The 21,918-nt window shown below is 66.9% G+C and carries 27 protein-coding genes and 1 pseudogene; 9 read left to right on the plus strand and 19 right to left on the minus strand.

What is annotated here, in order from left to right; genetic code table 11:
• Nucleotides 1-183: 183 nt before the first annotated feature.
• The 9 genes from BSG17_RS09950 to BSG17_RS09990 all read right to left on the minus strand — a co-directional run bounded on the left by BSG17_RS09950 (nucleotide 184) and on the right by BSG17_RS09990 (nucleotide 7,031).
• A complete protein-coding gene (locus BSG17_RS09950) occupies nucleotides 184-606 on the minus strand; it encodes a dCTP deaminase/dUTPase family protein (protein ID WP_089823547.1) in 423 nt (140 codons plus the stop codon).
• A 60-nt stretch (nucleotides 607-666) separates the two neighbouring features.
• Nucleotides 667-1,743 (minus strand): methionine synthase, encoded by a 1,077-nt coding sequence (locus BSG17_RS09955; RefSeq protein WP_089823549.1) that lies wholly within the window; start codon nucleotides 1,741-1,743, stop codon nucleotides 667-669.
• Nucleotides 1,740-2,747, minus strand: a complete 1,008-nt coding sequence (locus tag BSG17_RS09960; protein ID WP_089823551.1) for a 5-methyltetrahydropteroyltriglutamate--homocysteine methyltransferase — start codon at nucleotides 2,745-2,747, stop codon at nucleotides 1,740-1,742. Before BSG17_RS09960 ends, BSG17_RS09955 begins: the two co-directional genes overlap by 4 nt.
• A gap of 59 nt (nucleotides 2,748-2,806) precedes the next feature.
• Nucleotides 2,807-3,418, minus strand: coding sequence for a HemK2/MTQ2 family protein methyltransferase (locus BSG17_RS09965; protein ID WP_089823554.1), 612 nt, complete (start codon nucleotides 3,416-3,418; stop codon nucleotides 2,807-2,809).
• Nucleotides 3,415-4,659 carry a mechanosensitive ion channel family protein gene (locus BSG17_RS09970; RefSeq protein ID WP_089823556.1) on the minus strand — a complete coding sequence of 415 codons (1,245 nt, stop codon included), beginning with the start codon at nucleotides 4,657-4,659 and terminating at the stop codon, nucleotides 3,415-3,417. The genes BSG17_RS09965 and BSG17_RS09970 overlap by 4 nt, the downstream gene beginning before the upstream one ends.
• On the minus strand, nucleotides 4,652-5,548 hold the full coding sequence (locus tag BSG17_RS09975) for a 16S ribosomal RNA methyltransferase A (RefSeq protein ID WP_089823558.1): 897 nt from the start codon (nucleotides 5,546-5,548) through the stop codon (nucleotides 4,652-4,654). The genes BSG17_RS09970 and BSG17_RS09975 overlap by 8 nt, the downstream gene beginning before the upstream one ends.
• Nucleotides 5,549-5,646: 98 nt before the next feature.
• Nucleotides 5,647-6,243 (minus strand): DUF655 domain-containing protein, encoded by a 597-nt coding sequence (locus BSG17_RS09980; protein ID WP_089823560.1) that lies wholly within the window; start codon nucleotides 6,241-6,243, stop codon nucleotides 5,647-5,649.
• 140 nt (nucleotides 6,244-6,383) lie between these two features.
• A complete protein-coding gene (locus BSG17_RS09985) occupies nucleotides 6,384-6,740 on the minus strand; it encodes an RNA polymerase Rpb4 family protein (RefSeq protein WP_089823562.1) in 357 nt (118 codons plus the stop codon).
• Nucleotides 6,741-7,031, minus strand: coding sequence for a 50S ribosomal protein L21e (locus BSG17_RS09990; RefSeq protein ID WP_089823564.1), 291 nt, complete (start codon nucleotides 7,029-7,031; stop codon nucleotides 6,741-6,743). It abuts the gene before it with no gap.
• A gap of 149 nt (nucleotides 7,032-7,180) precedes the next feature.
• On the opposite strand from BSG17_RS09990, the gene BSG17_RS09995 reads away from it, so the two are divergent.
• On the plus strand, nucleotides 7,181-8,341 hold the full coding sequence (locus BSG17_RS09995) for a cystathionine gamma-synthase (RefSeq protein ID WP_089823566.1): 1,161 nt from the start codon (nucleotides 7,181-7,183) through the stop codon (nucleotides 8,339-8,341).
• A 20-nt stretch (nucleotides 8,342-8,361) separates the two neighbouring features.
• On the opposite strand, the gene BSG17_RS10000 is transcribed toward BSG17_RS09995, so the two are convergent.
• Nucleotides 8,362-8,580, minus strand: coding sequence for a hypothetical protein (locus BSG17_RS10000; protein WP_089823567.1), 219 nt, complete (start codon nucleotides 8,578-8,580; stop codon nucleotides 8,362-8,364).
• A 285-nt stretch (nucleotides 8,581-8,865) separates the two neighbouring features.
• Here BSG17_RS10000 and BSG17_RS10005 point away from each other — a divergent pair, with 285 nt between their 5' ends.
• Nucleotides 8,866-9,072 (plus strand): hypothetical protein, encoded by a 207-nt coding sequence (locus tag BSG17_RS10005; protein ID WP_089823569.1) that lies wholly within the window; start codon nucleotides 8,866-8,868, stop codon nucleotides 9,070-9,072.
• Nucleotides 9,073-9,387: 315 nt separating this feature from the next.
• Here the strand turns inward: BSG17_RS10005 and BSG17_RS10010 are convergent, their stop codons facing one another.
• From BSG17_RS10010 to BSG17_RS10035, 6 genes and pseudogenes are all read right to left on the minus strand, one after another.
• A complete protein-coding gene (locus BSG17_RS10010) occupies nucleotides 9,388-9,654 on the minus strand; it encodes an elongation factor 1-beta (protein ID WP_089823571.1) in 267 nt (88 codons plus the stop codon).
• 2 nt (nucleotides 9,655-9,656) lie between these two features.
• Nucleotides 9,657-9,833, minus strand: a complete 177-nt coding sequence (locus tag BSG17_RS10015; RefSeq protein ID WP_009367546.1) for an HVO_2753 family zinc finger protein — start codon at nucleotides 9,831-9,833, stop codon at nucleotides 9,657-9,659.
• A gap of 52 nt (nucleotides 9,834-9,885) precedes the next feature.
• Nucleotides 9,886-11,126, minus strand: a pseudogene (locus BSG17_RS10020) (tripartite tricarboxylate transporter permease).
• Nucleotides 11,127-11,274: 148 nt separating this feature from the next.
• Nucleotides 11,275-11,607 (minus strand): 50S ribosomal protein P1, encoded by a 333-nt coding sequence (gene rpl12p / locus BSG17_RS10025; protein ID WP_089823572.1) that lies wholly within the window; start codon nucleotides 11,605-11,607, stop codon nucleotides 11,275-11,277.
• Between the two features lie 19 nt (nucleotides 11,608-11,626).
• Nucleotides 11,627-12,664, minus strand: a complete 1,038-nt coding sequence (locus BSG17_RS10030; protein ID WP_089823574.1) for a 50S ribosomal protein L10 — start codon at nucleotides 12,662-12,664, stop codon at nucleotides 11,627-11,629.
• Entirely contained in the window at nucleotides 12,661-13,302 is a 642-nt protein-coding gene (locus tag BSG17_RS10035) for a 50S ribosomal protein L1 (protein ID WP_089823576.1), read from the minus strand. The genes BSG17_RS10030 and BSG17_RS10035 overlap by 4 nt, the downstream gene beginning before the upstream one ends.
• Before the next feature lie 222 nt (nucleotides 13,303-13,524).
• Here BSG17_RS10035 and BSG17_RS10040 point away from each other — a divergent pair, with 222 nt between their 5' ends.
• Nucleotides 13,525-14,247 (plus strand): hypothetical protein, encoded by a 723-nt coding sequence (locus BSG17_RS10040; protein WP_089823929.1) that lies wholly within the window; start codon nucleotides 13,525-13,527, stop codon nucleotides 14,245-14,247.
• Between the two features lie 61 nt (nucleotides 14,248-14,308).
• Nucleotides 14,309-15,580: an outer membrane protein assembly factor BamB family protein gene (locus tag BSG17_RS10045; protein ID WP_089823578.1), complete on the plus strand. Its 1,272-nt coding sequence runs from the start codon at nucleotides 14,309-14,311 to the stop codon at nucleotides 15,578-15,580.
• 77 nt (nucleotides 15,581-15,657) lie between these two features.
• Here BSG17_RS10045 and BSG17_RS10050 read toward each other — a convergent pair whose 3' ends face one another.
• Nucleotides 15,658-16,134 (minus strand): 50S ribosomal protein L11, encoded by a 477-nt coding sequence (locus BSG17_RS10050; protein WP_089823580.1) that lies wholly within the window; start codon nucleotides 16,132-16,134, stop codon nucleotides 15,658-15,660.
• 145 nt (nucleotides 16,135-16,279) lie between these two features.
• Here BSG17_RS10050 and BSG17_RS27480 point away from each other — a divergent pair, with 145 nt between their 5' ends.
• Both BSG17_RS27480 and BSG17_RS10055 read left to right on the plus strand, forming a co-directional pair.
• The gene (locus tag BSG17_RS27480) at nucleotides 16,280-16,450 is read left to right on the plus strand and encodes a hypothetical protein (RefSeq protein ID WP_211609102.1); all 171 of its coding nucleotides are present in this window, start codon (nucleotides 16,280-16,282) and stop codon (nucleotides 16,448-16,450) included.
• Between the two features lie 10 nt (nucleotides 16,451-16,460).
• Nucleotides 16,461-16,934, plus strand: a complete 474-nt coding sequence (locus tag BSG17_RS10055; RefSeq protein WP_211609103.1) for an AAA family ATPase — start codon at nucleotides 16,461-16,463, stop codon at nucleotides 16,932-16,934.
• A gap of 55 nt (nucleotides 16,935-16,989) precedes the next feature.
• On the opposite strand, the gene BSG17_RS10060 is transcribed toward BSG17_RS10055, so the two are convergent.
• Nucleotides 16,990-18,051 (minus strand): M20/M25/M40 family metallo-hydrolase, encoded by a 1,062-nt coding sequence (locus BSG17_RS10060; RefSeq protein ID WP_089823583.1) that lies wholly within the window; start codon nucleotides 18,049-18,051, stop codon nucleotides 16,990-16,992.
• Between the two features lie 80 nt (nucleotides 18,052-18,131).
• On the opposite strand from BSG17_RS10060, the gene BSG17_RS10065 reads away from it, so the two are divergent.
• Genes BSG17_RS10065 through BSG17_RS26965 form a run of 3 tightly spaced genes read left to right on the plus strand, consistent with a single transcriptional unit; the run spans nucleotide 18,132 to nucleotide 20,930 of the window.
• On the plus strand, nucleotides 18,132-18,422 hold the full coding sequence (locus BSG17_RS10065) for a hypothetical protein (RefSeq protein WP_089823584.1): 291 nt from the start codon (nucleotides 18,132-18,134) through the stop codon (nucleotides 18,420-18,422).
• Nucleotides 18,423-18,480: 58 nt separating this feature from the next.
• Entirely contained in the window at nucleotides 18,481-20,733 is a 2,253-nt protein-coding gene (gene tmcA, locus BSG17_RS10070) for a tRNA(Met) cytidine acetyltransferase TmcA (protein ID WP_089823586.1), read from the plus strand.
• Nucleotides 20,734-20,765: 32 nt separating this feature from the next.
• The gene (locus BSG17_RS26965) at nucleotides 20,766-20,930 is read left to right on the plus strand and encodes a DUF8014 family protein (protein WP_170864771.1); all 165 of its coding nucleotides are present in this window, start codon (nucleotides 20,766-20,768) and stop codon (nucleotides 20,928-20,930) included.
• Between the two features lie 221 nt (nucleotides 20,931-21,151).
• Here BSG17_RS26965 and BSG17_RS10075 read toward each other — a convergent pair whose 3' ends face one another.
• Nucleotides 21,152-21,886 (minus strand): bifunctional helix-turn-helix transcriptional regulator/GNAT family N-acetyltransferase, encoded by a 735-nt coding sequence (locus BSG17_RS10075; RefSeq protein WP_089823588.1) that lies wholly within the window; start codon nucleotides 21,884-21,886, stop codon nucleotides 21,152-21,154.
• Nucleotides 21,887-21,918: the final 32 nt, after the last annotated feature.

Below are 21,918 nucleotides of genomic sequence, written 5' to 3' on the forward strand. Positions count from 1 at the left end.
TGGACGACTTTCTCTCTGCGAACCGCGACCACCGGGACGAGGTGGCCGAACTCCACCCCCGGAACGGCGTTCTACGACGTCGAGTCGGTCCTCGACGGCGAGACCACCCTGATGGTCGGACGTGCTGATGACGCTGTCGGTGCAGGCGAGTAGCCCATGAACTGAACCGACGCTTCGACGCTGCTACGGCGACGGGAGCAGCGTCGAGACGCGGGCGTTCTCTTTGAGTCGGATCCCGCCGGTCGGTACCGACAGCGGCATCCGTCCGAGCGACTCGGTGAACAGCGTCGGGTGGAACGCCCCGCGATCACGCAACTCCGTTCGGGTCTGGAGGACGGCGGTTCCCGCCCCGGTCAGCGTCTCGTTGTAGACGAGGAGGTACTGCCCCTCGTCGAGGTTCCACCAGCCGTAGTCGTCGTCGGGGTCACGCTTCTCCGTCTCGACCGGCGACGACTCGGCCGCCGTCAGTTCGCCGCCGCCGAAGTCGACGCGTCCCGGTTCGTCGACGGAGCGTATCTCGGCGACCGTCAGGTCGACGCCGTCGTCGTGGACCTGTGTCTCTTCGTGGACGATGCCGTCGAGTCGGTCGACCAGCGTGTCGCTCATGGATGCGTTCGGCCTTGCGTCGCTCCGGAGAAAAAGCTCCGGGCGGGAGAAGGCGAACGTTCAGTCCGCGTTCGGCGTCGGCTTCTCGACCGTGATCTCGCCCGCGTCGAGTTCCTGCTCGACTTCGCGGGCGGCTTTCACCATGTTCTCCATCTTGCCGTAGGCGATGTCGCGCGGGAGGAGCTTCAGCCCGCAGTCCGGGCTGATGGTGAGCTTCTCCGGCGGCACCACTTTGAGCCCCTGTTTGATGTTCTCCTTGATCTCCTCGACCGGTTCGACTTCGGCGGTGTGGGCGTCGACGACGCCGAGTGCGAGGTCGGGCTCGAACTCCGGTTCGGTGAAGACGTCGATCTGTTCGTAGTCGCCGTTGCAGAGTTCGACGTCGAACTCGTCGATAGGGTAGTCGTTGAGTTCGGGGTAGATACGCGAGTAGTCGCCGTAACAGACGTGGAGACCGATGCGAATCTCTTCGGGGATGTCGTCGACGATGCGTTCGAGACACTCGCCGACGATGGCGTGGTCGTCCGGCGTCGTCGCCAGGGCGGGTTCGTCGATCTGGATGTAGCGGGCGCCCGCTTCGACGAGTTTCTCGACCTCCTCGTTGACGAGGTCCGCCAGATCGTAGGCGAGTTCCTCCTCGGTCTCGTAGGCCTCGTTGAACGACCAGTTCGCGAGGGTGTATGGCCCCGTGATGGGCACCTTGACGGGTTTCTCGGCGACGTTCGTCGTGAACTCGAACTCGTCGACCAGCCACGGTTCGTCGTACTCGACTTCGTCTGCGACCGAGGGCTTGTTGAAGTAGTTGTGACCCCAGACCTTCACCGGACCGTTGAACTCGTAGCCGTCGATGCGGTGGGCGAAGAACTCGACCATCTCGTTTCTGCGCATCTCGCCGTCGACGACGGTGTCGAGGCCGGCGCGTTCGTGTTCGTGGGTGATGACCTCACAGGCGTCGTCGTAGGCCTCGTGGAGGTGGTCGGCGGTGAACTTCGACTCCTCGTCTTCGGAGAGCTCCTTCGCGCGGTTCAGCCACTTCGGCTTGGGGTAGCTGCCGACGACGGTCGTCAGCAGGAAGTGGTCGGTCTCGTGGTGCTCCGGGCGGAACTGCTCGCGGTTCTTCTCTGGGTTGCGGCTCATGCTTTCACCTCGTTGAGGCTCGCTGCCTCGGCCAGGACGGCCAGCTTCTCCTGATACTTGTTCACCGGCAGGTAGAACAGCTCGGTGTTGGACGTGACGTAGACGGTGTCGAACTCCTGTGCGGCGACCTGCTCTTGCACCCAGTCGACGCGCTCGCGGACCGTCTCCGGCGACTCGACGAGCGTGTTCTGGCCGTCGACGAGGCCGAGTGCGACGTCCGATTTCGTCCCGTACTCGTTGATGTTGTAGATCGTCTGTTCGCGGTCGCCGGCGACGAAGTCGAAGCCGATGGCGTCGACGTCGGCGTCCATCAGGTGCGCGTAGACTTTCTCGTCCAGTGCGCCCCAGTAGCTGTTGACGACGACGTCCGCGTCGGTCGCGTCGGCGACGCGGTCGATGACCTCGCTCGCGAGTTCGTCGACGTCCTCACCGGGCGCGTTCTCGACGAGCGACGGTTCGTTGAGGAACAGCGTCTCGTGGGCGGGGAACGCCTCGACTTCGCCGGCGAGGAAGTCGCCGACGGCGTCGAGGAACTCAGTCTCGTCGCCGTAGTACTCGTCGGTCGCGAGGTCCGCGAGCGAGTAGGGACCGGGGAGGACGGCCTGGAGAGGAGCCTCACTGTCGACGACCTCGGTCGCCGTCTCCAGTTCGGATGCGACGTCGCCGGAGAACGTCAGATCACCCGTGACCTGCGGGTCGCGATAGAAGTTGTTGTTGTCGTAGTAGCGGACGATACCGCCCGTCTCGACGTTGTCGTGGACGGTCAGCGGGTGGGCGAGGTTGTCGTCCCAGCGGAGCTGTCCCTCGACGACGCGGTCGAGGCCGGCGTCGAGCTGGTCGGCGACGACCTCCTCGCGCGCCTCGTCGTACGTCGCGACGATGTCGTCGCTCTCGTCGCCGGAGATCAGATCGCCCTTCTGGTGGCCTTTCAGGTCGGACAGCCGGTCTTTCGCCCAATCGGGGAGCGGGAACAGACCGGGTGTCGTCGCTACGAGTTCACTCATCACTCCCGGCTAAGAAATGCCGAGGCTTAATATTTGCTAATGAAGAAAATAACCCTCACTCATTCAGTGAGTGCGAGTACCGTGAGTGTCTCGAACGGGTACGACTCTTGGACGGCGGTCTCGACGGTGAACCCGTTCGCTTCGGCGCGTTCCACCACCGCGTCGTAACCGGTGAGACTACTCACGAGCAGAAGGACGACGCCGTCGGGGGCGAGCACTCGGCCCACGTCGTCGAGGAACGGGTCGATGAGTTCGCGGCCCGACTCGCCGCCGGAGAGCGCGTGCTCCATCCAGTCGTCCCATTCGTTGTCCGGGTCGGTCGGGAGATACGGCGGGTTGAACAGCACGGCGTCGAGCGCGCCGTCGCGGAACGGTGCGAGCAGGTTCGCGCGGACGACCTCGACGCCGCGCTCGCGGGCCTGTCGGCAGGCGTGGGGGTTGAGGTCGCTGCCGACGACGCGCGCATCGGTGTTCTCGTCGACCTGCTGAGCGACCCATCCCGACCCGGTGCCGACCTCGAGGACGGTGCCGGAGACGGAGCGTTCGACGGCCGCCTGCGCCAACAGCCCAGAGTCCTCGGCCGGTTGATACACCTCGACGTTCATCCCCCGGCGTTCGGCGAGTCCGTCCGCGCTCGACCGTTCCGCCGGTTCTCCGTCGTCCGGCGTCATCGCTTACCTCCGTCAGTCGTCGCTTCGGCGCTCCGATCGGACTCCGACAACGGTACGTCGCCCTCGCCGTCGCGCGTCGACAGTGCGCGCTGTGGGTACGGGATGGCGATCTCCTCGCGTTCGAGCGCCTCCTTTATCGCGGCGACCGCGGCCGTTCGGGCGCGCCACATTCGGCGGGCGCTCGGGTTGTCGATCCAGAACCGAGCCCCGAGGACGACCGACGAGGAGGCGAACTCCTTCAGGACGACCTGCGGCCCCGGCACGTCGAGTACCTCGTCGAGGTCCTCGACGGCCTCCAAGACGACGTCGGAGGCGTACTCGGGGTCGGCGTCGTAGTCGACGCCCACCTCGACTTCGATTCGGAGGCGACCCCGTCGGGTACGGTTGGTGATGGCCTCGTTGCTCACTTCGTCGTTCGGGAGGATGACGTACTCGCCGTCGAACGTCTGGAGTCGCGTGTTGACGATGGTGATGTCGGTCACGGTCCCCTCGTTGTCGCCGACGACGATCCAGTCGCCGATCTCGAACGGCCGGGAGAACATCAGCACGAACCCCGCGAGCACCGCCCCGAGCGTCTGTCTCGCCGCCATCCCGACGATGATACCGACGAATCCGGCCCCGACGAGGAGGTTTCCGAGGTCTTCGGTGAAGAGGCTGATAACGAGGAAGACGGCGGTCGCGTACAGCGACAGCTGTGTGAGGCGGAAGACGACCTCGCGCTGGTGCCGACTGATGGCGTCGCCCGTCCCGGCGACGACCTGGATGACGCGCCCGACGAAGTTGGTGAGCGTGTAGGAGATCCCGAGGATGACGCCCGACATGAGAATCTTTCCGGGGCGGTCCCCCTCGTTGAGGTTGCCGAACGCGCTGACGAGCGCGCCGCCGAGCGCCCAGACGTCGACGAGGAGGAGGACGCCGACCGCGGTGGCGAGGGCGACGCCGCCCGAGGCAAGGACGCGTCTGATGGAGTCCGACTCCATCGAGTTGACCCACTTGTTCTCGTAGTAGCGGATACCGAAGACTGCGACGATCACGACGACGGTGACGGCGATCTGGACGACGAGCGCCGTGCCTGCGGGAAAGATACCCTGTCCGAGAGCGTCGAGCGGAGCCGGAAGCTGGCTGACGGTCTCGTTGATCGTCTCGTTGGCCGCGTCGGTCGCCGAGCCGTTCGCCGAACCGTTCGCCGAACTGTTCGCCGAGCCGTTCGAGATCGGTAGCGGGTTCGGCGTCTCAGGCATCGCTCTCACGCCGCTCGACGTCGGCAGCGACGGCGGCGAGCTCCGCGAACTGTGCGGGCGCGAGTTTGCCGGCGCGCTTCCGGAGGAGCACCTCGTCGTACGCCTCGACGGCGTCGACGACGGCTTCGGGGTTCTCGATTCCCGTGATGTGCGTGGTGTTGCGGATGCCGTTGCGGATGGTCTTCCGTCGCTGGGTGAACAGTGCCTTCACGAAGTCGAGGAAGAACGCGGGATCGTCGACCTCGTAGTCGGGGTCGCGTGGTGTCGTCCGGACGACGGCGCTGTCGACGGCCGGTGGCGGGGAGAACGCCGTCGGCGGCACGGGCTCGACGACCTCGACGTCGGCGTAGTGCTGTGCGCTCACCGAGAGGCGGCCGTAGGCGTCGGTCGCCGGGTCGGCCGCCATCCGCTCTGCGAACTCCTTCTGGAACATCAACACGAGCGGTTTCCCCTCGGGGAGCAGTCGGAACGTTATCTCGCTGGAGATGCCGTACGGGAGGTTGGCGACGCAGGCGGTGAACTCGGGGAGGTCGACCTCCAGAGCGTCACCCTCGAGGACGGTCAACCGTCCGGCGTCGATCTCGTCGGCGAACTCTCGACGGAGGAAGTCGGCGAGGCGCACGTCGCGTTCGACGACGGTGACGCGGTCGGCGACGGCGAGCAGTCGGTCGGTGAGCGCACCCGTTCCCGGTCCGACTTCGAGGACGTGCGACGTGTCCGTGTCGTCGGGAAGATAGCTGGGTACGCGGTCGAGCACTCGGTCGTCGACGAGGAAGTGTTGGTCCTGGTCGGGGTCGCCGCGGAGTCCCGCACGCCGGATGAGCGCGTCGGGGTTTCGGAGCGTCCGCTCGCCGTAGAGTCCGTCGGAGACGCCGTCCTGCTCGGTCATTGCGGGAGATTTGACGACCGACGGCTGTAAACCTCCCGCTTGCACGTCGGTGGGGCTGGCGGCGAGAACGAGCCGGACGAGACACCCCCCGTGCAGAGCTACTGTTGGTTCTGTTCGCGGCGGACGAACGTCTTGTACTTCAGGTCGTCGTCGCGCAGCTCTTCGATGATCCGTTCGACGAGCACCTCTCTCGGACTGTGGAGCCCCGATACCCGCTCTTCGAGTTCTTCGAAGCTCTCGAACGGCTTTCGCTTGCGCTCGTCGAGGATGTTGTTCCGGAGCTTCTTCCCGATTCCGGGCAGGAGGTTCAGCTGGTGGAGACGGAGGGTGATCGGTTGGGCGTCGTTGTAGAAGTCGACGAACCGCCGCTCGTCGTCCTCGACCATGTCGGCGACGACGTACTCCAGCTCCGAGTGGGCGGCGTTCGAGAGGTCATCGTACTCGACTTCGCGTGCAGAGTCGACCGACTGGCGGTCCGCGCTCGGCTCGACGACGATGCGGTCGCCGATGCCGACGTCGGCGTCCTCCGCGAGCGTCAGTTCGAAGAGACGGAAGTTCTCCTCTCCGAGGGCGTACGCGAGCGGCTGCTTCTTGTACTGCGGTCGATCGTCGTCCGGGCGACCGTGTGCGAGATAGTCGAGGACGACGGCGTATCGCGCGTCGTTCTCGGCCTCACCGCTCTCGGAATCAGTCATAGACGACGGTTACGTCCACTGTCTATTTAAACAGTGGGACGACGCAGTAGTGGCGTCGCCAGCCGACGGTCGAGTGACCGTCGGCGGCCCGTCGCGATCGAGTCTCACGAGGAGTGTCGTGGGGTGCGACTGCGAGTCGCTCAGACGTACTTCGCGATGACGTTGAGTATCTCGTCGAGTTCGTCGCCGTCGAGCGCGTAGCGCTGTTTGGCGAACACTGCGCGGAGTTCGTCGCGGTCCCGCGGGAGCAGATCGGCGATCTTGTAGGCGGTCGCCTCGTCGACCTTCTCGAGTTCCTCGAGTTCGGCGACGAGTGCACGGGAGTCCTCCGGGTCGAGCACGGTGAACCGGTTGACGTGCTCGATGGCGCGGGCCAACTCGTATCGCAGTTCGCGGTCCGGGTCGGCCGCACGCTCGGCTTCGACGTCCTGGAGGAGTTCTTTCACCTCCGAGATGGTGAGGTGCTCCTCGTCGAGCTTCTCTTTGAAGATGGTCATCTACTTCTGGGCGCGCAGGTGGGCGGGGCGGACGACGATCGTCTTGTCTTTGCCGCCGTCGTTGATCTGGACCTTGAACGCGCGGCCCTGTTTCCCGAGCACTTCACCGGTGTGACCGTTGAAGCGGGGGTGGAAGCGGCCCTTGCGGACGCTCGGGTCGAGTCGGAGGTGGACCTTCTGACCGACGTCGTACTCCTGGATCGCGCGCTGCGGCGGCGACGTACCGCGGTCGCGCGGCTTGTTCGAGAGCTTTCCTCGCGTACCGTTCATGGGACCGTTGGAACTCGGCATAGTCGTGAGTTCGATTACTGCGCTTTCGATTATAAAAGGTACGTTCTCCGTCCGAGGGCGGGAGTCGTTCACACGGTGTGGCGAGTCGACACTCCCGCTCGAGCGAGTATGTAGCCAGTCTTTAGACGCCTGCAGGCGATGGCGTCGGTATGACCGACGACGAGCGCATCGAGACGCGCGCCATCCACGCCGGACAGGAACCCGACGAGGAGACGGGCGCACTCATGACGCCCATCTTCGCCAACTCCACGTACAAACAGGACGGTCCCGGTGAACATCGCGGCTACGAGTACTCGCGGACGGGGAACCCGACGCGGACGGCTCTGGAGGAGAACCTCGCGGCGCTGGAGGGCGGCGCGTTCGGCCGCTGTTTCTCCTCCGGGATGGGGGCGATCAACACCGTGCTCAACCTGCTGGAGGCGGGCGACCACGTCGTCGCCGGCGACGACGTCTACGGCGGTACCCACCGTATCTTCACGCAGGTCTACGAGAAGTTCGACCTCGAGTTCGACTTCGTCGACACGACCGACCACGACGCCGTCGAGAACGCGATGGGGTCGAACACGGAACTCGTCTGGGTGGAGACGCCGACGAACCCGCTGATGAATATCAACGACGTCGACGCGCTCGCCGACCTCGCCCACGAGTACGACGCCCTCTGTGCGGTCGACAACACCTTCGCGACGCCCTACCTCCAGCGACCGCTCGAACACGGTGCGGACGTCGTCTGTCACTCGCTGACGAAGTACCTCGGCGGCCACTCCGACGTCGTCGGCGGCGCGCTCGTCGTCGACGACGAGGAGTTGGACGAGGAGATCGGCTTCTATCAGAACTCCGTCGGCGCGACGCCCGGTCCGTTCGACTGCTTCCTCGTCCTCCGCGGGACGAAGACGCTCCCAGTGCGGATGGACCGCCACTGCGACAACGCCCGCGCGCTCGCCGAGTGGCTAGACGACCACGAGGCGGTCGAGGAAGTGTTCTACCCCGGACTGGAGAGCCACCCACAACACGAACTGGCGAGCGAGCAGATGGACGACTTCGGCGGGATGCTCTCGTTCGAACTCGACGGCAGTCTCGACGAGGCCAGCACCGTCGTCAGCGAGACGGACGTGTTCACCCTCGCCGAGTCGCTCGGCGGCGTCGAGAGCCTCATCGAACAGCCCGCGGCGATGACCCACGCGGCCATCCCGCGCGAGGAACGTCTCGCGGCGGGTCTCACCGACGGACTCGTCCGTGTCAGCGTCGGCGTCGAACACGTCGACGACATGAAGGCGGACCTCCAGCACGCGTTCGACGCGGCGCTGGAGTAGCCGACACCGCGCTCACCGCGTTACCGCTCGTGCCGTGCGGTCGGCAGCAACCGTCGAAACAGCGGGAGGAACAGCTTTAGCAGACCGATCGCCGCGAGGAGGAAGACGGCGAACGACGCCCCTCCGGACGCTCCCAGCTCGCTCGCGAGGAGGGCGACGGAGAGCGCGAGACCGACGTAGAGCCAGAACGTCACGACGACTGGAACGGACCCGTACGTGGCGGCCGGGGTCTGGTACATAGATGAACGTACGTCAACCAAACTATAGTACTTTTGATCATCCTACGGTTCGAAGAGGGGGAGCCGTGTAGATGTCTCTTGACTTCCACCGAGGTGGACTGCCCGCGTCACGCCTGGACGGCGGGTCGCGCTACTCGCAGTCGGTTCGGCGAGTCAGTTGTGCTGACGGCGCGTGGTCCGATTATTTATCACACTGCAGAACAGTTACTATTTAGAGCATATCGACCCCGCTTACCCCCCGGTTAGCTCGATTTTATCAAGGAGTGTGGACTCGATTGATTCGAGATGGAGAACCAAACCATCGGGGACAGTCTGGCAACGGCGATGAAGAACCTAGAACACGCCATCGGCACCGACGAGTACCACGAACTCGATCCACACCAGCAGGCGTACCTGCAAGAGGCGCTTCACTACCTCGAGAGCGTCCAGAGCGATGCTACGCGGACGCGACGGTCGAACGTCGGCGTGACGACCACGGGTGAGCGTCGCTAGCGACTCTTCTGGACGACTTGCCGTCGGTACGCTTCTGAGTGTACCGACGAGTTTCTTCGAGTGACCACCGGCCGACGACCGAGAGAGTCGGCTCGCCGTCCGCGGCGAACTCGTCGGTCGTGCCGAGAGCGAGCGCTGTATAGTAGCGAGTGCACGTCATCACACACCCGACCGGCCGCTGTCGTGCGGTCGGGTGTGTAGACAGTTGCACTCGCTACTATAGCTACGCGTCGTCACGGCGAGACGACCCGAGCGGTCAGGGTTGGATGAGAAGACACGGACGGCGACGCCGTCCGGTGGCTCAGAAAGAGGCCGTCAGATACGACCGACTTCGTCGACGCTGACGGACTCAACGCCCTCGACGCCGGCGAACGCCTCCTCGATCGCTTCCGTTCCACCGGCACCGTCGGGGACGATGACCGTCGGGAACAGCGCGATGAGACCGAAGGCGACGTCCTCGCGGTCGACGCGGCTGATCTTTCCGCCCTCGGGGAGGGCCTCCTCGAGACGCTCCTGGAGCGCGTCGAGGTCGATCTCGGGGCTCTGCGGCATGACTTTCATCTTGGCTGCTACCTTTCCCATGATTACGGACCCATGAACCCACAGTCGGGGCACTCGTAGAGGTTGCTCTGTTTGCGGCACTTCGCACATCGGAAGATGACCTGCCCACAGTCCGGGCACTTGAAGCGGGCAGCGCTCATCCCGGCGATGTTGATGCCACAGGAGACACACTGACGCTCCTGTTGCTGCGACTGGCTCATACCCCTACAAACCGGGTGACGACTTTTAATGATTGTCTTTCCCCGCGCAGTCTCAGAGGCCAAGCGCCAGCGGCCCGACGAGCACCCCCATCAGATGCACTCGACGCGTGCCGAGTCGCGGCGGGACGAGTCCGACGAGCGTCGACACAGCGAACACCGCGACGCCGACGGCGCCGGCGAACAGCCACGAGACGACGACGAGCAGACCGAGGACGGACACCGAGAGCAGTCGGTAGTCCGTCCGACCGACCGCTCGGAGATAGCGGTCGCCGACGAGGAGGACGAGCGCGAACCCGGCGGTCGCGGCGACGGCGACGACCGAAAGCGACAGCGGCAGCGACGGCGACCCGTCGAGTCCGTCGAGCGCGACCATCACGCCCGTCCGGGGCGTCCCGAGCGCGACCAGCGCGAACAGCGCGAAGACGGTGTTGGCCGTGTTGGCACCGCTCGTCGCCACGAGAAAGCCGCGCGCGTCGTCGTCGCCCGGGACGGCGGGCAGTGCGAGCACCGAGGCGATGGCGGCGGAGACGCCCGGCAGGTAGCCGACGATTGCCCCCGCCGCAGCGCCGGCGAACGCGGTCGATCCGAGCGTCCGTCGCTTCAGCGTCACCCGCGCGTCGGCCTGCGGCGGGACGCCCGCACCGTCCATCGCGTCGAGGAGCACCGGCGCGCCGAACAGTCCGGTGAAAAGCGGTGCGAGCATCCCCCCTGCGTCCAGCGGCGCGGCGGGCGAGATATCCAGCGTCAGCGCGCCGAGCAGGGCGCTGGCGGCGAAGGCGACTGCACCGCGACTGCGGCCCGGTGAGTCGGTTCGGTCACGAGGAGAAACCCCACGACGGCCGCGAGCACCAGCGGAAGGTGCGCGCGGACGACGGGGTAGGCCGCCGTCATCGCGGCGGTCACCGGGAGAGCGAGCGGTATCGCGAACAGGACGGCCGCGCCGCTCCCGAGCGCGGAGAGGCGAAGCGCCTCGCGTCCGCGCCCGGCGACGACGAGACGGTGACCGGGGAGTGCCGTCGCCGCCATCGCTGCGTCGGGGACGCCGAGTGCGAGCGCCGGGACGACGTCGAGGAAAGTGTGGACGACGCCCGCGGCCAGCATCGCTACACGGACGAGACGCGGGGGTCCAGGGACGGAGGATGCGACGGCGGCCAAGAGGAGCGCGAAGTTGTTGGCGTGGAGCCCCGGCACCAACCCGCTCAGCGTCCCGAGCGCGACGCCACCGACTGCGAAGCCGACGACGGCGAGGCTCGTCGCGGGGTCGGCAGCGACGGAGACGCCTGGGAGGACCATCGCGACGAGGTGGCCGCCTCATCGGTGATAAACCGTCGGCTCGGTGGGGAGGCGGGACAGTCCACGTCGACGACGCCGTCGCTGTCGGACGTGGCGTCGAAAGAAAATCGGGATTCGTGCGTCGAGACAGCGAGGCGTGCGGTCCGGTTTAACCGAACAGCTCGCCGAGGCCTTCGCCCGAGGATTCGTCCTCGTCGTCGTCCTCGTCTTCCTCTGCGGCCTCTTCTTCCTCGTCCGTGGTGTCGATCTCCTCGGACTCCTCGTCGCCGCCGGCGGCGCCGCCGGCGGGGGCTGCTGCCGGTGCGGCAGCGGCCGTATCGATCGCTTCCTCGATGTCGACGTCCTCCAGCGCGGCGACGAGCGCCTTGACGCGGGATTCTTCGACGTCGACACCAGCGGCCTCGAGGACCGCCGTGATGTTGTCTTCGTTGATCTCTTCGTCCGTCTCGTTCAGGATGAGAGCTGCGTAAACGTATTCCATTGTCCTAAGTTCCTTGTCGTTAGCCGAACATCATGCCGAGACCGTCGCCTTCGTCGTCGTCTTCGTCGTCGTCGTCGGCAGCGTCCTCGGTGTCGGCTTCTGCGTCTTCTTCTTCGTCAGCCTGTGCGTCTTCCTCCTCGGCGGATTCGGCGGGCGCCGCTGCGCCGCGCAGTTCCTCCGGGAGTGCCTCCTCGTCGTCGATCTGTGCGGCGAGCGCGCGGAGCTGCGCGTCGGCGCGGGCGACGAGATCCGGCATGAGCTCTTCGTTCTCGATGGCGGCGTGGAGGCCGAGTGCTTTGGCCTCGCCGGCGGCCTTCGAGAGGAGCGTGGGCGCGGTCTGCGTCGTCGGGTAGACGGCGTTGACCGAGAGGTTGGTCGCCGCCGAGACGGCCGACTGGATGTCCGCGCGGTACTCGTCGACGTCGATGGCGAGCTCTTCGGGTGCGAAGAGCACGCCCTCGGAGTACACGCTCTTGAGGTCGAGACCGACCTCCTTCGGCTCGATACCGAGTTCGCTCAGGACGTTCGCCAGGTCCTCGCTGACGACTTCGCCCTCGCTGAGCACCGTCGAGTCCTCGGTGACCTGGATCGAACCGTCCATGATGCGTGCGCTCGCGCCGACCTGCTGGAGTTCGCCCACGAAGGGACCCGGGTCGACGCCCGTGTCACCCTCGGGGATGACGATGTCGTTCGGCGCGACCTCGCCCGCGTTGATGGGGGCGGGGGTCTTCGACTCCTCGAGCTGTTTGTACAGCCCGAACGGGTTGTCGTTCGTGCCGATGAGCGCGATCTGGCCCGCGACGAACTCGGTGAGGTCTTCGACGCCTTCGTCGACCTGCTCGAGTGCGCGAACCACGAGCGTGTTCCGGCTCATGCGGACCTCGGCCTGCCCGTGCAGACCGCGACGCATGTTCTGGAGCTGCTTGCTCGGGATGCCCGCGACGCCGACGATGCCGACAGAGGAGTAGTTCTCGATGAAGTCGACGAGCTCGTCGACCTCGTCCTGTTTCCACTGCGGGATCGTCTCGGTCCGTCGAGCGGATTCGGTCTCGCTCATGCTTCGACCTCCACGGAGGGACCCATCGTCGTCTTCACGTAGACGGAGTCGATGTTGAGGGGCCCCTTCTCGAGGTTCGCTTCGAGACGTCGGATGATGACGTCGATGTTGTCGGCGATCTCGTCGGCCGACATGTCTTGGGCACCGACGCGCGTGTGGAACGTGCGGCGGTCCCGCGAGCGAAGCTGGACGGTGTTCTTCATACGGTTCACGACTTCGACCACGTCGTCGTCGGGCTGGAGCGGCGTCGGCATCTTGCCGCGCGGACCCAGCACCGTACCGAGGTAGCGACCGATGTTCTGCATCATGCTGGCCTCTGCGACGAAGAAGTCGGTCTCGTCGGCGAGGTCCTTGGCAGCATCGGTGTCGTCGCCGAGCTCTTCCAGTTCGTCGGGACTGAGAACTTTGTCGGCGACGTCTTCTGCTCGGAGCGCGGTTTCACCGGTCGCGAACACCACGATCTGGGTGTCCTGGCCGGTGCCGGCGGGGAGAACCACGCCCTCGTCGATACGCTTCGACGGGTCGTTAAGGTCGAGGTCGCGCAGGTTGACGGCGAGGTCGACCGTTTCGCGGAAGTTCCGCTCGGGTGCCTCGTCGAGTGCGCGAGAGACTGCTTGTACTATTGTGTCGTCTGCCATTATTCACCTCCGTAGTACGCAGGAGTGCTCCTACGGGTCAGTGAAACAGGCGATGCCTGTCTCGTTTCGACGCACGGTCATCTCGAACTTAAACCCGTCGAAGCAGATACGACCGAAGACGCCGCTGTGGATGTGAATTCGTCACGTACGCCCGGTCGACGGCGACGACCGTTCGATTCGTCGGCCGCCACTCATTTGCCCGCACTCGCGGCAGTACTCGGTATGGAGTCGGCTCCGCTGTACTTCGCCGTCGGACTCGCACTCGTCCACCTGTTCGTCCCCTTGCTCCGACCGACAGCGTTGGTCTCGACCCGACAGTGGCTCTCGTTCGCCGGTGGCGTCTCCGCCGCGTACGTCTTCGTCCACCTCCTCCCCGCACTCCGAGCGGGCCAACGGACGCTCGCCGACGTCGGTCCCGTCGAGTCGTTTCTCGACCACCACGCCTACCTCGTCGCACTCGCCGGCTTCGTCGTCTTCTACGGACTCGAGAACCTCGCACAGCGGTCGTCCGGTGACGACGGCGATGGAACGAACACCGAGACGAGCGGCGTCTTCCAGCTCCACGTCGGGACGTTCAGCGTCTACAGCGGTCTCGTCGGCTATCTGCTCGTCCACCGCATCGACGACGGACTCCGAAGCGTCGCCGTCTTCGCGGTGGCGATGGCGCTGCACTTCTTCGTCGTCGACGCGGGGTTCCGCCGCCACCACGCGGACGCCTACCACCGACGCGGCCGGTGGATACTCGCACTCGCCGTCCTCTGCGGGTGGGGTGTGGCACAGCTGTTCGCCCTCGCCGAACCGTCGCTGGCCGTCCTCGAGGCGTTCCTCGCGGGCGGGATCGTCCTCAACGTCACCAAAGAGGAGATCCCGGCGGAGCGACAGAGCGCCTTCCCGTCGTTCGTCGTCGGCGCGGTCTGCTACGCGACGCTGCTGCTCGGCGCGTGAGCGCCGCGCTCGACGGTGGTGACACAACCTCTATTACCCGTCAACGTGCATCCCCGAGGAGATGAGCGGTCCCCACAGCAGACGGTCGTTCCTCCGCGCGGCGGCGCTCGGCGGGAGCCTCGGACTCGCCGGTTGTGCCGGCCGACTCGCCGACGCCCGTCAGCTGCTCCCTCACCGCGGACCGGAGGCGCCGACCGGGCCGGGTGCGGCGGACAGAGCGCCCGCCGACGCCGAGGCGTTCACCACCTTCCGCGGCGGGCTGAAGCGACAGGGCTACTACCCCGAGGCGACGGTTCCCGCCGACGTTCGCACCGCGTGGCGCATCCCCGAGATCAACGTCGGCGACCACACCGCGGCGAAGGCCAGCGTCGTCCGCGACCCGGACGGCAACTACCTCGTCCCCGGCGACTCCGGCGAGGTGCGCTCCGTCACCGTCGACGGGGCGGTGAACTGGGTCGCCGACACGGAGTCGAGTACGCGCGGCATCCACGGCACGCCGACCGTCGCGAACGGGTTGGTCTACGTCGGCGCGTACGACGGCGCGCTCTACGCGTTCGACGTCGCGACCGGCGAGCGAGTCTGGCGGACCCGACTCGGCGGCTCCATCGGTTCCAGCCCCGCCTACCACGACGGCGTCGTCTACATCGCCGTCGAACACCCTACCCCGGACGGCTCGATGGCCGGCTGTGACGCGCTCACCGGCGAGGCCGTCTGGACCGACGACACGCCGACCGACCACCCCCACTCCATCCTCGCCATCGACCGCGACGCCGGTCGACTCGTCGTCGGGTCCAACGACGGCAACCTCTACGGTTGGTCCTACCCGGCGCTCGAACACGTCTGGACGTTCGAGACCGGTGGTGCCGTCAAAGGCCCCATCGCGACGTTCGACGACAGCGCGTTCTTCGGGTCGTGGGACCACTCGGTCTACCGCGTCGGCCTCGCGAGCGGCGCGGAGAAGTGGGCGTTCGAGACCGACGACATGGTGATGGGCGGCGCCTCGGTCGACACCGACGACGAAACCGTCTACATCGGCGGCCACGACGGCCGACTGCGGGCACTCGACACCGCCACCGGCGAGGAGCGGTGGAACTTCGCGACCGGCGGCTACGTCGTCGGCTGTCCGACCGTGACGCGCGAACACGTGCTCGTCGGGTCGTACGACACGAACTGTTACGCACTCCGAAAGGGAGACGGCGAGCGCGTCTGGGACGTCTCCGCCGACGGCTGGGTCAGCAGCACGCCACACGTCGACGACGACGGCGTCATGTTCACCAGTCGGGCGACCGAGGAGACGTCCGGGAAGGCGATCCGGCTGGTCGACTCGGCGTGAGACAGGAGAGCAGCAGTCGGCGAACTTCGCCGTAGCTACCGCTCACCGGGGAGAAACGTAAGACGAAGAGAGGTCGCTTACTCGCCGAGGACGTCGTCGTACTCGCCGTCGTCGACGCGCTTCTTGAACTCGCGGGCGTCGTTGCCTTCGATGGTGACACCGAGGGAGGCACACGTGCCGGCGACTTCCTTCGCGGCGTTCTTCGTGTCGTAGGCGAGGAGGTCGGAGCTCTTCTGCTCTGCGACCTTCTTCACCTGTTCGATGCTCATGTCGGCGACGAAGTCCTTCTGGGGCTCGCCGCTACCGGTCTCGAATCCGGCCTCGTCTTTGACGAGCGCGGCCGTCGGCGGGACACCGACCTCGATGGTGAACGAGCCATCGTCGTCGTACTCGACCGTGACAGGGACCTCCATCCCGTCGAACGCGGCGGTCTGCTCGTTGATCTCGTTGACGACGTCCTGCACGTTCACGGGCGTCGGTCCGAGCTCCGGACCGAGGGGCGGGCCAGGGGTGGCCTCCCCGCCGGGAACGAGTGCTTCGATAGTTCCAGCCATGTCTGGACAGACCCTTCGGCGACTTTTAACGGTTTTCTTTCGGTCCAGTAGCTGTGTGAGCGAGTTACAGGCGCGCTCGCCGCGAACGCCACCTGTGTAAATATATGACACACATTTTTTGTGATCTGCTGACGTTAGCTCGGCTATGGCCCCACTCCCCGTCACCCTCACTCTGGACGCCGACATCCACGACCGTATCGAGGAGGTACGACCGGAGACCGAGTCGCTGGAGGCGTGGATCGACGAGGCGGTCCGTCACCGGTTGCTCGAAGCGGAGGCCGACCGGGTCGAGTACGTCGGCGACTGCTCGATCTGAAGCGACGGCCGTGGGTCCAACTCCCCCTCGCCGGAGATTCGTCGTCGTCTGCGGCCCGCCGGGAACCGGCAAGACGACCGTCGCGACACGTCTCTCCGACCGACTGACCGAGCGCGGTCGGACGGTCCGCCTCCTCCACTCCGACGACTTCCGGCGGCGGCCGTACGACCGGATGTCCCGGATCGTCGCCGACGCCGACGAGAGCGACGGCGAGTGGATCCTCGACGGGACGTTCTTCCGCCGCGAGTGGCGGCGTCGGTTCCGGCGACTCGGTGACGTGTTCCTCGTTCGGTTGGTCGCATCCCTCGACACGTGTCTCGAGCGGAACCGAACCCGCGCGGACCCCATCGACGAGCGCGGCGTCTACACCATCTACCACGACTTCGACGAACCGGACGCCGACCTCGTCGTCGACACCGAGCGGACGACTCCGACCGAGGCGGTCGACCGTATCCTCGCCGCACTCGACGCGCGAGGGTGGTGATCGAGGCCGGGTGGTGGACGTCGGTCGTCCGTCCCCCCGCTCGGTCACGTCCCGTTCAGACGTTGACGGCGAACGAGTCGACGTCGGTCGCGTCCCGCGCCATCGCACCGAGTACGTCGGCGAGTGCGACGAGGTCGTCGGTGTCGACGACCTCCACCGGCGTGTGCATGTAGCGGTTCGGCAGGCCGAGGTTCAGCGACGGGACCCCGCCGCGGCTGGTGAAGAAGGCGTCGGCGTCGGTCCCCGTTCGGACGCCCGTCGCCTGCAACTGCACGTCGATCCCCTCGTCTGCGGCGGCCGACCGCGCGAGGTCGACGAGCTTCGGGTGGTTCGCGCTCCCCCGGGCGATCACCGGCCCGTCGCCGAGTTCGACCGGTCCTCGTCGCTCCGACTCGATGTCGGGGTTGTCGGTCGCGTGCGTGACGTCGACGGCGACGACCGCGTCGGGGTCGAGGTCGAAGCCGACCATCTTCGCCCCCTGCAGGCCGTTCTCCTCCTGAACCGTCGAGACGGCGTAGACGGTCGTGTCCACGTCGGCCTCGACCGCTCGGCGGAACCCCTCGGCGGCCGCCCACGTCCCGATGCGGTTGTCCATCCCGCGGGCGGCGAGTCGCGTCCCCGCGAGTCGCCGAACCTGCGTGGTGACGGTGACGGGGTCGCCCACCTCGACCAGTTCGCGCGCCTCGGCCTCGCTGTCGGCACCGACGTCGACGAACTGCTCCTGAACGTCCTCGTACTTCTCCTCGCCGACGTCGCGGAGGTGGATCGCCGTCTGCCCGACGACGCCCGGCACCGCCTCCTCGCCGTGGACGGTCACGTGCTGGCCCTTCGAGACGGTCCGGTCGACGCCGCCGATGGGGCCGAGTCGGAGGAAGCCGTCCTCGGTGACGTCGCGGACGATGTAGCCGATCTCGTCGGCGTGACCTGCGAAGACGAGGTCGGGACCGTCGCCGCTACCCTCGTGAACCGCAACGGCGTTGCCGTAGGCGTCGGTGGTGACCTCGTCGGTGAACTCCGAGACGTAGTCGACCCAGACGCGCTGCCCGGCGGCCTCGAACCCGGAGGGACTGGGCGTCGTCAACAGCGATTCCAGAAAGTCGCGTCGTGTGTCATCCATACCCGTCCTCGCCGGTGGAAGCGCAAGAAGGCGACGATGCGGGGACAACCACTAAGCCGCTGGTTGGCGTACTGACGAGTATGACGGAGAAGAAGTTCACGTTCCTCGAAATACGGCTCGGCGACGGAGACGTCCAGTTCGGACCGAAATCGATCAGTACGGGCGAAGATAGCGGAGCCGGCGAGGAGAGCGACGAGTCGAAGACGGAGACGGAACTCGACGAGGAGGCTGCCGACTCCTCCGGCGGGACGCGACTCCTGCCGGTCGTGCTCGGACTACTCCTCCTGGTCGTTGTCGCCGTCGCCGCGAAGAAGTTCGCCTTCACCGCGAGTGAAGACCTCGAAGACCTCGAGGAGTTAGACGAGGTCTGAGAACGGGACGCGACCCGAGAGAGAAACCGAAATACGCCCCCGTCGACAACCGGGAGATATGACCGTCAGCGCCCTCGCTGGGCGACTCCGCGCGGAGGCCGAACGGGCGAACGAGCGTCGACTGCTCGTCCTCGCCGGCGACCGCGACGCCGGCATCGACGCCGCCTACGACGCCGTCGAGGGGGCGGGCTACCCCGACGAGGGCGTCACCGTCGTCACGGCCACGGAGGGGTTCCGGTTCGAACGCCTCCACCCGAAACACGCCGACAGACTGCTCGGGACGACCCGCGACTGCGTCGTCCTCGACGCCCACGGGGAGTTCTCGCCGAACGCTATCGGGCGGACCGTCGGCGCCGTCGACGGCGGCGGCCTGCTCGTCCTCCTCACGCCGCCGCTGGACGAGTGGCCGACGAGACGCGGCGGCTTCGACGAGTACCTCGCCGTCCCCCCGTTCACTGTGGACGACGTGACCGGTCGGTTCCGGAAGCGACTCGTCGACACGCTCCGCGAGCATCCGGGCGTCGCCGTCGTCGACCTCGTGAGCGGGGCCGTCGAACGCGACGGCCTCACCGACGCACCACCTGCAGGACCGCGACGCGACCCGCCGGTACCGGCGGACGCACAGTTCCCCCGCCGGGCCTACGAGTCGTGTCTCACGGCCGACCAGGCGCGGGCCGTCCGGTCGCTGGAACTGCTCCGGGAGTCGGGCCACGCCGTCGTCGTCGAGGCCGACAGGGGACGGGGGAAGTCGAGCGCAGCCGGCCTCGCGGCGGGGAGTCTTGCCGCCGAGGGCCGGGACGTGCTCGTCACCGCGCCCAAGGGTCGCAACGCGGCGGAAGTGTTCGTCCGCGCGCGCACGCTGCTCGCGGAACTCGGCGCGCTCGCCGGCGAGACGGGAGACGACGAGGGACGTGAGCGACACCTCCGGACGATCGAGGGCGGCCACGTCCGCTTCGCCGACCCGCCGACGGCCGCGACGCTCCCCGGCGACCCGGATGTCGTCGTCGTCGACGAGGCCGCGGCTCTGCCCGTTCGGTTGCTCTCGCAGTTCGTCGCGGCCCCGTCGGTCGGGTTCTTCACGACGATCCACGGCTACGAGGGCGCAGGCCGCGGGTTCTCCGTCCGGTTCCAGGATCGCCTCGCCGAGAGCGACATGGTCGTCCGCGACGTCCACCTCGACGACCCCATCCGGTACGCCCGCAACGACCCCGTCGAGACGTGGGCGTTCCGAGCGCTCCTGCTCGACGCCCGCCCCGCCGTCGACCCGCTCGTCGAGGCGGCCACCGTCGACGACGCCGAGTACCGCGTCGTCTCCGCGGACGAGCTCGTCGCCGACGAACACCTGCTCAACGAGGCGTTCGGCCTGCTCGTGCTCGCGCACTACCGGACCGAACCGACCGACCTCGCCCGCCTGCTCGACGCACCGAACCTGTCGCTGCGGGCGCTACTCCACGACGGTCACGTCGTCTCGGTCGCGCTGCTCGCTCGCGAGGGAGGGCTCGACGCCGAGACGCGCAGAGAGATGTACGACGGCGGGCGGGTACGCGGCAACATGCTCCCCGACGTGCTCACCAGCCAACTCCGCGACGAGGACGCCGCCGTCCCGGTCGGCTACCGCGTCATGCGCATCGCGACGCACCACGCCGTCCGCTCGCAGGGACTCGGGTCGCGGCTCCTGACCGAGATCCGCGAGGAGTTCGGGGACGACGTCGACTGGCTGGGCGTCGGCTACGGGGCGACCCCCGAGTTGCTGGACTTCTGGGATCGCAACGGCTACCGGACGGTCCATCTCTCGACCACCAGAAACGCCACCAGCGGCGAGTACTCGGCGATCATGCTCGATCCGACGAGCGACGCCGGCCGCGAGGTACAGCGGCGGCACACCGACTGGTTCCTCCGGCGCGTCGAGGGCGTGCTCGCGGACTCGCTGGACGACATCGAACCCGACGTCGCCCGCGCCGCGGTTCGGGCGGCTCACGGCACGCCCCCGCTCGATCTCTCGGAGCGCGACTGGCGGGTCGTCGCCGGCGCGTCCTACGGACCGGGGCTCTACGGCACCGCCCCGCGGGCGTTCCGCGACCTCGCGGTTCGGCACTTGGCCGACCCCGAGCGAGCGGAGCTGACGGCCCGAGAGGAGCGCCTGCTCGTCCGGAAGGTGCTGCAGTGTCGGCCGTGGGACGCCGTGGCCGACGAACTCGGCTACCACTCGACCGGCCAGTGTATGCGGTCGCTCGGCGACGCCTACAAACCGCTCGTCGACGCCTACGGGAGCGACGTCGCACACGCCGAGCGCGAGCGGTACACGGAGTAGCAGTCAAGAGCCGGCGCGTGCTACGTCGAGACATGGACGAGTGCAGCGAGGACGACTGTGCGAACCCCGCCGCCGTGCGCCTCTACATCCCCTGGGACGCCGACAGAGACGTCTGTACGGCACACGGACGGGCGTTGGTGCAACAGGACGGCGTGGTCGCCGAACCGCTGGAGGGCGCGGACGCGGACTGGCGGTGAGGTGGGGTTCAGAGTCCGCTGACGACGATGGCAACGAGGAGCCCACCGACGCCGACGAGTCCGACTGCGCCGCAGATTCGCATCGCCCGGAGGTAGCCGCGACGGTGCCGGTCGAACGTCTCCGTGACGACGCCGACGGTCGCGACGGGAGGTCAACGAAACGTTCACCGCGTCGACGGCAGTCGCTCTCGGCGACGACGAAAGAACAGTGGGTCGGCCGCTCACCGCAGGTCGACGGCCATCATCACTTCGTCGACGTAGTGGCCGTTGATCTTGTAGTGGTCCTGGCGGACGGCCTCGGTCTCCCACCCGCGGGATTCGAGGAACTCGATGGCCTCTTCGTTGGTCGCCGGGACGCTGTTGTACAGTTTCTCGAACTCGTGCTCGCGCGCCCACTCGGTGCCGCGTTCGAGCAGTTTGCCCCCGATGCCGTGGCCGCGGTGCTCGGGTCGGAGTCCCACGGTCAACACGGCGGTGTGGCTCAGTTTCTCGGCCTCGGGGAGGTCGAGGTGGACCCACCCGACCACGTCGTCCTCGACGGTGGCGACGAAGAACATCCGCGAGCCGACCTCGTTGTGCCGGAGGATCACCTCCTCGTGGTCGACGACGTCGGCGACCGTCTCGGCCTCGATGTAGGTCCCCTCGGCGGCCACCTCGTTGATGGCGTCGACGAGTCGGTCGCGGTCGATCTCCTGGGGCAGTCGGATGGTGAACTCGGTGCCGTCGACCTCGTAGACCTCGGCTTCCTCGTCCTCGTAGGCGACCTGTACTTTGTCGCCCACCTTGCGGATGTAGCCGTCGCGTCGGAGGATCGTGAGGTGTGTCCCGAGCGCACCCGGGTCGAGACGGAGTGAACGTCGGATCTCGTCCTCGCGGACGGTGCCGTTGCTCTCGATGTAGTCGTAGATGTCTTTACGGTCTTTGTGGTCGAAACTGAGACTCTCCGTTATATCCATGTCACTTGCTACCACGTTCCAGTACTTAATTG

The organism is Halogranum amylolyticum (assembly GCF_900110465.1).
In the GTDB taxonomy this organism is placed as follows: domain Archaea; phylum Halobacteriota; class Halobacteria; order Halobacteriales; family Haloferacaceae; genus Halogranum; species Halogranum amylolyticum.